This is a genomic window from Nonlabens dokdonensis DSW-6, from assembly GCF_000332115.1.
Lineage (GTDB): Bacteria > Bacteroidota > Bacteroidia > Flavobacteriales > Flavobacteriaceae > Nonlabens > Nonlabens dokdonensis.
The window spans coordinates 3373739-3386804 of sequence record NC_020156.1 but is presented as its reverse complement, the minus strand read 5'-3'; the positions used below and the strand labels follow the sequence as shown (position 1 = coordinate 3386804).

7 protein-coding genes are annotated in these 13066 nt (G+C 35.5%); 5 read left to right on the top strand and 2 right to left on the bottom strand.

Translation table 11 applies throughout. The features are described from left to right. Positions 1 to 18 precede the first annotated feature (18 nt). Both DDD_RS14855 and DDD_RS14850 read right to left on the bottom strand, forming a co-directional pair. Positions 19 to 969 carry a PorP/SprF family type IX secretion system membrane protein gene (locus tag DDD_RS14855; RefSeq protein ID WP_015363762.1) on the bottom strand — a complete coding sequence of 317 codons (951 nt, stop codon included), beginning with the start codon at positions 967 to 969 and terminating at the stop codon, positions 19 to 21. Between the two features lie 29 nt (positions 970 to 998). After that, a complete protein-coding gene (locus tag DDD_RS14850; RefSeq protein WP_015363761.1) occupies positions 999 to 6683 on the bottom strand; it encodes a gliding motility-associated C-terminal domain-containing protein in 5685 nt (1894 codons plus the stop codon). Between the two features lie 272 nt (positions 6684 to 6955). Here DDD_RS14850 and DDD_RS14845 point away from each other — a divergent pair, with 272 nt between their 5' ends. The 5 genes from DDD_RS14845 (at position 6956) to DDD_RS14825 (ending at position 12986) form a co-directional block, all read left to right on the top strand. Further along, a complete protein-coding gene (locus DDD_RS14845; RefSeq protein WP_015363760.1) occupies positions 6956 to 8818 on the top strand; it encodes a T9SS type B sorting domain-containing protein in 1863 nt (620 codons plus the stop codon). A gap of 8 nt (positions 8819 to 8826) precedes the next feature. Then, positions 8827 to 10152: a hypothetical protein gene (locus DDD_RS14840; protein ID WP_015363759.1), complete on the top strand. Its 1326-nt coding sequence runs from the start codon at positions 8827 to 8829 to the stop codon at positions 10150 to 10152. 91 nt (positions 10153 to 10243) lie between these two features. After that, positions 10244 to 10798, top strand: a complete 555-nt coding sequence (locus tag DDD_RS14835) for a DUF4251 domain-containing protein (protein WP_015363758.1) — start codon at positions 10244 to 10246, stop codon at positions 10796 to 10798. Between the two features lie 27 nt (positions 10799 to 10825). Then, positions 10826 to 11560 carry a DUF6090 family protein gene (locus DDD_RS17390; RefSeq protein ID WP_015363757.1) on the top strand — a complete coding sequence of 245 codons (735 nt, stop codon included), beginning with the start codon at positions 10826 to 10828 and terminating at the stop codon, positions 11558 to 11560. A gap of 250 nt (positions 11561 to 11810) precedes the next feature. Then, the gene (locus DDD_RS14825; protein ID WP_015363756.1) at positions 11811 to 12986 is read left to right on the top strand and encodes a tetratricopeptide repeat protein; all 1176 of its coding nucleotides are present in this window, start codon (positions 11811 to 11813) and stop codon (positions 12984 to 12986) included. Positions 12987 to 13066 lie beyond the last annotated feature (80 nt).

Here is a 13066-nt window from a genome sequence, read left to right as displayed (position 1 = left end):
AGTATGGTCTATGTTAGTTTAGAAAAATCTAGGAGAACGATCGTAACCACTTCTCCAAAATCTTGTTTTTATATTATATAATAAAATGATTTCATGCGATCCAGAGTTAAAATTACCTAGATTGCTAGTGGTATAGTCATATGCATAGCCTATTCTAATTTCAGGAGCGACCCTAAAATTAAAAACGCCACTTACTGAATCATCTAGTCTATATCCTAATCCTACTTCAAATTTTTCATTGAATAGGACATTGGCATTTAGGTCTGCAGATAATGGAGCACCTTTAACACCTTTCAACATAAATGAAGGTTTGAACTTCAAATTAGGATTAATGTCAAATACATAACCACTATTCAAGAAAAAATGAATATCCTGTACGCCGGTGGATTGTATGCCATTTTCATTTTCTAAATGTGTAGTTGTTAATAGATTAGGAGCAGAAAGCCCTACGTAAAATTTATCTGTAAAATAAAAGGCTCCAAGACCTACATTTGGAAAGCTTTGAGTAACGTTATCATTAAAAGCAACATCAGTATCTCTTCCTCCAGACTGAAGGTTAAAACCATTAAAATTGGCATCAAATAACGTTAAACCTGCTTTAAGTCCTAACGATAGCTTACCAGTTTCTGAAACTGGTAATATATAGGCAAAGTCTGCATAAATATTATTTTCAGTTACCACATTTCCAATGTCATCATTTGTAAATGATATTCCTACTTCAACGCGATCGCTTATAGGATAATGAGCAAATAGAGAAGCTGTTCTAGGAGCTCCTTCAATTCCTACCCATTGCGATCTATATAACGCTCCTATATTCAACTCTTCTTTATTTGCAGTTGCGTAAGCGGGATTAACGATGCTTTGATTGTACATGTATTGAGTAAATTGAGGATCTTGTTGCGCTTCAGCGCTCCAGTAAACCAAACTCATACCTACCAACAAGGCAATTTTTATATTTTGAATTTTCATCTTTGTTATTTCTTTAGGGTAATGAGTGATTATCTACTTAAATATATTCTTCCTTGTGAAGGCTTTGTTGTACCATCATTGTACTTGAGAATATAGAAGTAAACACCTACTGGTAATTCACCATCGTTTAATAGACCTGATTGATTGCTAAAACCGTTAAATCGAGGTGTATTGATATTTCCGCTATAAACAAGGTTGCCGTATCTGTTATAGAATTCGATATCAAAATTTGGATAGAGAAAGTCTAAATTATCAATGTCAAAAACATCGTTAACTCCATCTCCATTAGGAGAAAAACCATCTGGAATAGTAAGATTACCACAAGCAGATAAATCCACTGTCACAGCTAATCTTACACTACTTTCACATCCAGTTAATGGATCGATTAAAACAGCATAATAAGTAGTTCCTATGGTCATTACCGTTGATAAAGTAATTGAATTTGTTCCAGTTGGAGAGTCATACCATATAACATTATTTAAACTAGCAGCATACTCTTGAATATTGAGAGTCAATTGTTGTAATGTAGGATTGTCATTAATGCAAAATAACTCACCATCTTGTGCTAAAGTAGGAGTAGGAGCATCTCCTATTTCTACCATGACTTGAGTTCGTTCGCTTGATTCACATCCGCTTGATGTAGTTTGTGTCGCAAAATATGTCTGTCCATCAATTAAGAGGTCCGTTGATAAAAGTGGCGTCGTTGCGTCTATGGCATCGTACCACATGATCATCGTACCGGTAACTGAGGCATCAAGATCAATGACCGTTGCATTATCCGTCGCACAGAAGAAGAGCCCTGCGTTTACTAATGTAGGTGCAGGACTTTCACCCACTGAAATGGTTAATGTAGCACTAGCATCGTTTACACAAGCTGCAGTAGCGGTCACTGTATATGTGTAAGTTCCCGAACCGTCTAAAACAGGATCAAAAATATTAGTCCCACTATTTAATAGAGGTGACCATACACCATTGGCATCTGGAGTTCCTCCTAATTGTGTGAGTAAGTCTAATGTACCATCTATAACACACAAACTGATTAAGTTGTCATTTCCTGCATCAGGAGCTTCGGTTACAGTAACATCAACCATTGCTGTTGAAACGTTACAGGTGTTAGAAACTGTGTAAGTATAGGATCCTGAAGGATCTACTGAAGGGTCAAATAAACCTGTACCACTTGTCATAGCTGGGCTCCAGATACCACCGGTAGTAACTGATGTCCCGAGTAAAGTAAATAAGTCAATAGCTGTAGCGTCTGAACATGTATCTAAGACTGCATCGTTTCCTGCATTTACTGGAGACTGTACAGTCAATGATATTAAGGTGGAAGCGTCATTACAAGGAGCAATACCAGCTACCAAATACTCAAAATTATAGGTGCCATCAGCAACGGATGAGGCATCAAATATGCTGTTTATTAAAGCTCCAGTGTTATCAGTGTCAACCCATATTCCACCAGAATCTTGCGTACCATCTAAACTTAGGAAAAGATCTACCATATTCTGATCATTACAAACGGTAGTTGGTATTTCATTTCCGGAATTAGGAGAAATATTAATAGTAACTAAGGTACTACTCGATAGACTTGACTCACAATTTGTAATAGGGTCTATTTGAGTGGCAAAATAATCTTCTCCATCAATCAGAGAATCACCAAGACCTAATGGCATTGTAAGGGATGCATCACTGTACCATGTAATAGAGTTTCCTGTTGCTACTAGATCACTTACTGTTGCTTGATCACAAAAGATTTGATCAGGTGTTGTGGTAGGAGGCGTAATATCATTTATAATAACTTGAACTGTTTCAGCATCCGAACTACAATTAGCTGAAGGAAGCACTGTATAAGTAAAATTGAAAACTCCGGCATTAAGATTAGATAGGTTGACTACCGAACCATTCAGTTCACCAGTGGTATCATCATCTGACCAAATTCCTCCTAGATCATTTCCTACTAACTGACTGAATAAATCTATCGTTTGATTAGTAGTTACATCAGATAAACAAATACCAAAATTAGTTGCCGTCCCGGCGTCTGGAGCTGGAATTACAGAGACAAGTACAGTTTCAGAATCTGAACAAGAGCCATTGCTTACGGTGTACGTAAAATTATAATCTCCTATAGCTAGACCAGTTAAATCTACATTATTTCCAGTCAGTAAACCTGTATTATCATCATCGGACCAACTTCCTCCAGAAACTTGCCCTGCTAACTGATTGAATAAATCTAAAGGTGAATTGTTGATTAATTCATTTTCACAAACTACATAAGGAATATCAGTACCAGCACTAACAAATGCATCTATAACTACAGTTACTGTGACATCGTTATCGGTACAAGTTCCTATTGCTGGAACGGAGTAAGTAAAATCAAAAGTTCCTGTTCCTAATGTTGTTAAATCAATTGGATTGGTTACTGCTGTTCCGGTAGAAGTAGCTCCTTCAAACCAAGTTCCATTAGTATCTTGTGTTCCGTCTAGTAAATTAAAAAGATCATAAGGCGAGTTGGCAGCTGTTTGATCTTCACAAACCGTGAACGGAGTTCCAATGTAGTTACCAGATTCTGGAGCAGGTTCTACTGTTATTGTTACTATGGTAAAACTAGAACAACCAATTGAGTCAGTAATAGAATAGGAAAAGTCAAAGGTACCTACACTTAGCATGGTTATATCTACTATACTACCATTCAGCGCGCCTGTAGCATCTTCGTCCGACCACATACCACCAGCATCTTGACCTGATAGTTGATTGAATAAATCTACCGGTGAATTTGCTGCTAAGTCATTTTCACAAACAACTAATGAAGTAGGAGTTCCCGTATTGGGTAGCGGATTTATTACTACGGTTACTGTGACATCATTATCAGTACATGTTCCTATGGCAGGAACGGAATAAGTGAAATCAAAACTTCCTGCTCCTAATGTTGTTAAATCAATTGGATTGGTTATTGCAGTTCCAGTAGAAGTAGTTCCTTCAAACCAAGTTCCATTAGTATCCTGTGTTCCGTCAAGTAAATTGAAAAGATCATAAGGTGAATTTGCAGCTGTTTGATCTTCACAAACCGTGAACGGAGTTCCAACGTAGTTACCAGATTCTGGAGCTGGTTCAATCGTAATTACAACTGTAGAAGAGTTCATACATCCATTAGCATCGGTTATGGAATAAGAGAAGTTGAAACTACCTATCGTAAATCCAGTAATATCAACATTACTTCCAGCTAATGCTCCAGTACCATCATCATCAGACCACATACCGCCAGCATCTTGACCAGATAGTTGATTGAATAGATCTACCGGTGAATTTGCGGCTAAGTCATTTTCACAAACAACTAATGGAGTAGGAGTTCCCGTATTGGGTAGCGGATTTATTACTAGCGTAACTGTAACATCATTATCAGTACAAGTTCCTATGGCAGGAACAGAATAAGTAAAATCGAAAGTTCCTGTTCCTAATGTTGTTAAATCAATTGGATTAGTTACTGCTGTTCCAGTAGAAGTAGCTCCTTCAAACCAAGTTCCATTAGTATCTTGTGTTCCGTCAAGTAAATTGAAAAGATCATAAGGTGAATTTGCAGCTGTTTGATCTTCACAAACCGTGAACGGAGTTCCAACGTAGTTACCAGATTCTGGAGCTGGTTCAATCGTAATTACAACTGTAGAAGAGTTCATACATCCATTAGCATCGGTTATGGAATAAGAGAAGTTGAAACTACCTATCGTAAATCCAGTAATATCAACATTACTTCCAGCTAATGCTCCAGTACCATCATCATCAGACCACATACCGCCAGCATCTTGACCAGATAGTTGATTGAATAGATCTACCGGTGAATTTGCGGCTAAGTCATTTTCACAAACAACTAATGGAGTAGGAGTTCCCGTATTGGGTAGCGGATTTATTACTAGCGTAACTGTAACATCATTATCAGTACAAGTTCCTATGGCAGGAACAGAATAAGTAAAATCGAAAGTTCCTGTTCCTAATGTTGTTAAATCAATTGGATTAGTTACTGCTGTTCCAGTAGAAGTAGCTCCTTCAAACCAAGTTCCATTAGTATCTTGTGTTCCGTCTAGTAAATTGAAAAGATCATAAGGCGAGTTGGCAGCTGTTTGATCCTCACAAACCGTGAACGGAGTTCCAATATAGTTACCAGATTCTGGAGCTTCTAAAATTTCTATACTAATACTTTCTGAATCTTGGCAAGATCCGTTATCTATCGTATAAGTAAAAGTGTACGGGCTATCTAATACATTAAAATTAGTGATGTCTATTGTATTTGAGATCGTAGCACTAGACGCATCAGTCCATATTCCTAGGTTATTATCCTGTGAACCATCAAGGCTGTTGAATAAATCAAAAGGAGAACTAGCAGCTAAATCATTTTCACAAAATTGAGTGGTTACTGCCATTCCAGCATTAGGGTCTTCCAGAACTATGACCTGAACGGTAGTAGTATTTTCTGGACAAGGATTAGGTAGCGCGTTTTGAACGTAAGTAAAATCATAAACTCCAGGCATGAAGCTAGTCAAATCAATAGAAGATGCGACAATTGGTGCTGCACTTGTTGTTCCTTGAGTCCAAGTTCCGCCAGCATCTTCATTGTCTAATAATAAAGTTAAATCATAAGAAGACGGTAATTGAGCCACACAAAAACTCACTGGGCTTGCAGCAGAAGCTACTCCAGAAGATAAAATCTGTAGTATTTCAATGCTAATCGTTGCGGTTTCATCTGGACAAGCTCCTTGACCGGCAACTGTATAGACAAAGTTGTAAACGCCTATTCCTTGACCAGTTAAGTTGATAGTTCCTTGATCACCATTTGCAGTAGGAAGTGGACCAGTCCACGCTCCTCCATTGTCAGCCAAAGGTCCTAAAAGCGGAAATAAATCAATATCAGTTGTTGGAACATTATTTTCACAATACTCCTCTGTGTTGCTCATACCTGCATTTGCAGGATCATCTATTTCAACAACGATTGCCACAGGATCACTGTCACAGAAAAAATTATCGGCTTGTACGTAATAGGTAGCGCCATCTATTAAAGCTTCTGTACCTGCAAAAGCTGGCGGAATAGGATTGTTAGAACCATCGACACTACTGAACCAACTGAAGTTATCAGTTGTTCCAGGATTTAAATCATTAACTACAGGGTTCGTATCAGAACAAAACTGCTGTACTAATGGAGGCATAGGAACAGCTGGTGAAGGAAAAACGGCTGTACTTCCTGTTTGAATTTGACTTCTGCATCCTGAAGAATCGATAAAAACAATAAAATAATTTGCATTTCCGGAAAGCATCATACTCGGATTCAATTGAGTGGTGAGTAGGAAATCACTATAAATTTGCACGCTTCCACCAGATGGAATGCTTACTGCTAGCGCTTCGTCGATATAGGATTGAATTGTTGGGTTCTCGTTTGAGCAAAAAATAGCATCAAGACTTTGAAGCGTTCGATCTACTTCAAAATCAATTACTAAAGCAGGACGAGTGCCGCAGCTACCACTACTATCACCTGCGTAATAGGTTCCTTCACGTACTAATTGAATATCTGGTAAGGGCGATCCTCCAGTAGGATTGAGATACCATCGTACGTCACTACCAGAAGCTGGTGTGGCAAAAGCATCTAAATCATTGAAATCTAGTCCAGCTGCATCACAAATTATTTGTGTACCTACTGGAATAGTTGGACATTGCGCATGAACAATTTGGGACAAGTAAAAAAAAGGAATTATCCATATCAAACGGAAATTCCTTAACTTGAGTAGAGTTAATATCTTCATAAAAAAAGCCTGTAAAACAGTATTTAGGGAAATGCAAAAATATATTGCTATCTTAATGGGAACAAAATAAATAGAAACTTATATTTAACAATAGATAAATAGTATAATTTTACCGTTTATCGATGAAATAATTCATTTTAAATACATTTTAGCTCTTTAATCAGAGTATTGAAAGTATTTTCCTATTCTTTTCAACAATCTGTTTTATGATAAAATCATTTACTTTTATACTATTACTTTTATTTAATCTCGCTTTCGCGAAAGCGCAATTAGGATTTTGCAACGGTCAAAGTGGAGCTGTGATTTTTTCTGAAGATTTTGGACAAGGAACAACAAATGGACCTGCTTTACCTAACAGCGTTACCAGTTATACATTTGTTAACAATGGAGTGCAAGATGGAGAATACACCATTTCAAGTAATATGCAGCAATTAGGTAGTTTTTGGGATGCGCCAGATCATACTGGAAACCCAAATGGTAAAATGCTTATTGTTAATGCAGATTTTAACGCTGGAATCTTCTACCAAACACCTATTAGTGGATTGTGTGAGAATACACCTTATGAATTTAGTTCTTGGGTAATCAATGTTTTAAGTAGTAATAATCCTTGTGGTGCAAATGAAATCCCTATTCAAGTGAGGTTTGAAATATGGGACAGTACAGACACAACATTATTAGCTGATGGTGTTATGAATCCGCGTGGTTCTGATCCTGCACCTTCCTGGGTGCGTTATGGTCTTACTTTTACCACTGCAACTGGTCAGAATGGTTGTATTCTAAAGCTTATCAATGAAGGAATAGGTGGTTGTGGAAATGATCTTGCCATAGACGACATAGAATTTAGACCTTGTGGAGATCAAACGAGTATTATAAATGCTACAGGCTCTAATTCAACAACGATTTGTGAGAATGACCCTGGTACTTCTGTGATTTTAACAGCAACAGCTTCTACAAGTATATTCAGTACACCAGCTTACCAGTGGCAAGTAAATACAGGAGGAAATTTTACAGATATTGCTGGTGCGACTAACAGCACTTATACTACACCAGTTTTAAATACTAATACAGCTTATCGAGTAAAAGTTGCAGAAGATGCTGTAAATCTCAACAACTCGCAATGTATCAATTTTTCCGAAATCTTTGAATTTGAAAGAATAATAGTTGATCTCGCTGTATCATTAAGTGATCCTTTTATATCTTGTAATGGCGAGCTAGAAGATTTAATTGTGAGTATTTCGCCTGGATTAGAAGCAAACTGGTACGATAGTCCCACTGGAGGAACATTAGTTAATGAGGATTCTATAGATTATTCTACAACTGTTCCTGGTACTTACTATGTAGAAACACGAGATATTGCAAGTGGTTGCATCAGCTCCTCTCGAGTTCCTGTTAATTATATTTTTGAAGATTCACCAGTGGTAAATTCTGAAGATTTTTTAATTTGTCCTGGAGATACTGCTTTTTTAGATACACAATCGCCTGGTAATAGTTATGAATGGAGTACTGGTGAAACAACTTCAATTATCCAAGTGAATGCAGCAGGAAATTATATTTGTGAAGTAATTAATGCGGCAGGATGTTCTTCTACTGCAATATTTAATGTGGAAGTTGTTGAGTTACCAATTATTGAGGAGTTAGTTGTAAATGATAACCAGTTGACCATAGTATTAGAGAATTCAGGTAATTTTCAATTTAGTATCAACGGTAGAGACTGGACAACAACTAATACTTTTGATATTACTACCTTTTTACAAGTAGTTGCAAGAGTTAGAGATGATCAAGGTTGCGATGTAGTAACCCAAGAATTTCTAAGAATAGATATTCCTAAATATTTTACTCCTAATAATGACGGATTTAATGATACCTTTGAGATAAGAGGAATAGATCGTTTTCCACAAGCACGATTAGAAATATTTGATCGGTATGGTAAGCTGCTCAACCAAATCAACAATCTGGAAGTAGGCTGGGATGGATTATACCGCAATCAACCGTTGCCTAGTGATGATTACTGGTTCAAGCTCTATTATAATGATCAAATAATTTCTGGTCATTTTGCTTTAAAAAGATAATTAAGTTCATGTCTATTGAAACGAAACATAAAAAAGTATTAAATAAGAATTACGCTCCCATAAGCTGGCAATTAGAATTTCTTATCGCAGGTGGAGTTATTTTCTCCTTGTATAAAAGCACCGACTATTTTAAGGAAATCTTCCTTCATAAATATCCCATCAGTAATTTTGATTATGATCAAGGCTTGCTATTTTTCGGGACTTATGTACTAACACGTGCTTTATTAATTGGTTTTGTGGCAAATGTTTTACTTAGAGGTGTCTGGATGGCATATTCCGGTATTTCTTATTGGTTTCCTAATGGTGTTTCTTTTGATAAATTAAAGCTCAATCACGAAGGATTAGAGCAAATGCGTAAAAGAGAGAAGGCCATTGTCCGACTGACTAGGCTTGATAAGTATGCTAACTTATCCTTTGCCGTAGCCATTATTTTCACATTTGTAGTCTTGAGTACATTTATTGTAATGTTCTTGAGTCAGGTGTTTATGGTAGAGGTTTTAGGACTTTATGATTGGATTCAAAATCCACTGGTAAACTATGTCATGGCAGTGTTCATCTTGTTGCTGCAATTAGGAGTATTTGACTTTTTAGTAAAAAGAAAGTCTGGTGCTAGAACTAAATTTGCCGCTGTACGACGATTGCTTTATAATGTTTATTACTACGTAAGCGGTTTGTTTTTATACCGCCGTGAGCTATTGGTATTGCGTACTAACGGGAAAACATGGGTCATTTTAAGTTTTGGCGCAGCTTACTTGTTGTTATGTCTTGTGATTTCAGTAAGTCAAATTGGTGATTTTTATCAATATGGTACTTTCAAGATTCCGTTGTTTGATGATCGCACGACCTATAATATTGAAGGAGTTTATAATATGGACAGTGCACTGTATGAAGACAATTATAAAGAAGGCGCAGTTTTTTATTATGGTTGCATACAGAGCGAGCTCATCAAAGAAGATTATTTAAAATTATTTGTCGTACACTGGAAGCATAACGATTATTACCTACAACACGTTATGGACAGTCTGGATTTTAAAAAGCAGGAATTACCACGATTTAAAACAGACAGTTTACGATCTGATTTCTATGAAAATCGTGCGGTTACCTACAATACGGCCATTAATCGATTGTATAGAGTGAGAATGGATGATAAGCCATTAGATAGTTTAAAATGGCAGCGTTACAAACACCCATTTAGCGGTGAAGAAGGTTACCTTTCTTACATTGCTATAGATAGTTTGAGCAAAGGACGTCATGCAATTGTGGTAAAATCGAGCAATCGATTTAGCGGCTCTTACGGTCAGAATACTGTTTTTTCGGCACTGTTTTGGAAATAATAAAGGTGTTGTTTGCAGTTCCGCTTTCGCGAAAGCGAGATCAAAACCATGATCACGGCATTATTTATGTAGCATTTAAAGAAAAAGCATTATGAAAAAATTAATCACAGGTCTTTTAGTACTTATTAGTTTGAGCTTGATTTCATGTAAGTCTAGTTTTACCGAAACAAAGCGCATGGAATTAACAGCGATACAAAAGGATTTAGAAAGTAAATCCTTTGAATTTCAAGCAGATGCAGCCTTTCCGTTTCAAACACAAGCATTTAATAATGTAGCAAACGATTTGCTTTTACAAACAGGTAATAACGCAAATCGCATCAATCTACAAGGCAATAATTACAGCGTGCAAGTAGGAGAGAAGAAGGCGCAATTCAATCTACCTTTTTATGGTGAACGTCGTTTGAGCGGCGGTTATAATGGGGACAATACAGGATTTGATTTTACGAGTGCTATAGAAGTAAGCAATAATCAGATTATTGCAAAGAACGGTTACCTTTCTTACAAATTTAAGGCTTCAAATAAAACAGAAAGTGTAGACGTTGAACTTATGATTTACAGCCTCAATAGCGTAAATCTTTCTGTTAACAGTAGTCACCGTACCTTTATGAAATATGAAGGAACACTCATTTTCAAAGAAATAGAGTAGTCTTACGATTCAACCAACCACAAAAATATGCGATTTTTTAATAAAGCAAGAAGTAAAACGGTAAGCAACAGCCGTTTTAAAAAGTACATCTTATATGCAATAGGTGAGATCATTTTAGTTGTGATAGGAATTTTAATTGCGCTATGGATCAACAATTGGAACCAAACGAAAAAAGATAACGAAAGGCAACGATATCTCGCTCAGAATGTGGTGGAACAAATGAAAAGAGATGTGGTAGAAATAGATAAAGTTCTCGAAAAAATGGACGAGCAAGAACAAATCTATGAGCTTCTATTAATGGATCGTGAACCAACGCTAGAAGAAAAGGTTATTTTATTGAACGATGCGCCGTTTCTGGTAACTGTAGGTTTCACCATTTTAAATTTAGAACCTAAAGTAGTGAACCAGCTTAGTAACACAACCATTACGCAACAAGGCTTAAAAGATCTTTTAGATGATATAGAAAGCGATTATAACTCGGCTCATGAAGAACTCAAAATAAGTGAAGAGGTTATTGTTAAAGAATTACTAGGTAATCTAGAATACTTGAGAGATAATTATGATTGGTATCATAAACTTATAGGTGGCGGCGATCTTGATGTTTCTGAATATGCTTATTTTAGAAGTACACATTATAAAAATCGAGTAGCTCACATGGAGTTAATTGCCATGGATTCTTATTACAGTAATTTATATACGTTTAAGTTTGCTCTCAATTCTCACATAGAAAAGCTAGAGCTGTTGTTAGAAGAGGAGAATTAAATCTAGTTTGAATAGCGATAACATTCCTAAACATCCTATTTGACATAATATATATTATAGTTCAAATATATCTATTGTAAAGCCTTTGTTACAAGCAACTGTAGCTATCACATAATGTTTTATAAGAATCGTACATTAACAAATCATTGTTCTTCAGAAACAGATATGCAATTTAAAATAGCCATCACTGTAAATATTAATCGCATATTTGAAAAATAAAATCACAAATATCTAATAACACAAATAGTAAATGGGAATTGTTTACTTGATATTTATATTACTTGCGTTTTTCCTCATTGTAAGACCTGTATCTACTCTGATTCATGAATTAGGTCATGGAATTCCTGCTTTACTATTTACTAACAAGAAAGTTACTTTATACATAGGATCATACGGCGATCCAGAAAAAAGTTTAAAGCTCAAGATTGCTAGATTGGAATTATTTTTCAATAAAAACACCAATCATTGGGGAACTGGACTTTGTATTATAGAAGAGTCTGTTTCTATAAATAGGCAATTGCTTATTACCTTCATGGGACCAATTGCATCATTAACCTTATCTCTTGTATTATCTTATATCATTTTTTGTACTAATATTAATGATGGTATCAAAATGGGGCTATTTGTATTCAACTTTTCTACTTATTACGATTTCTTCATTAATATAATTCCAAATAGCACACCAATAGTACTTCATGACAATACACAAACTTATAATGATGGCAAGCAAATAATTGATCTTTTGATACTTAGATCATTTACAGCAGAATACAATCTAGGTATAGAATTGTATAATAATAAACAGTATGATTTGGCGGTTGTACAGTTTGAAAATGCTTTAAATAAAGGCTTTAATGAAAGTATTGTTTACAGATTGATATGGAATAGCTATTACCAATTGAGAGATTATAATAATGCACTAAAAATTAACGATATTTTTTTTAACGAAAAAAGAGAAGAATACAACTCAAATGACTATGCTTGTTCAGGCTTGCTAAAATCCCACTTTGGTAATTATCAGGAAGCTATTACAGATTATAATATGGCTGTAGAACTAAATCCTACAAATACAATTGCATTAAATAATCGAGGTTATACTTATAATTTAATTGAAAATTATAAAAGCGCAATGATAGATTTTAATGAAGTTATTTCACTAGAAAATGAATTTGCATATGCTTATAATAATCGAGGTTTATCAAAAATCAAACTCGGTCATTTTAAAGAAGGATTATCTGACCTTAACAAATCAATGAGTTTAGATGGTACCAATTCCTATTGCTATCTTAATTTTGGTATTTATCATTACGATAACGGTTCTTATAATAAGGCTTTAGAATACTTTAATAAAGCAAAGGAGATGGATATAACAACTCACAGAATTGATCAACACATTAAAACGGTTAAAAATAAATTGATGGGCTAAAAATTAATGAAGCCACTCTCCTAGGTGACTTACATTTCCAACAGGAAAAGTTTGATTAAGTAAAGAGAACTATTTTAGTT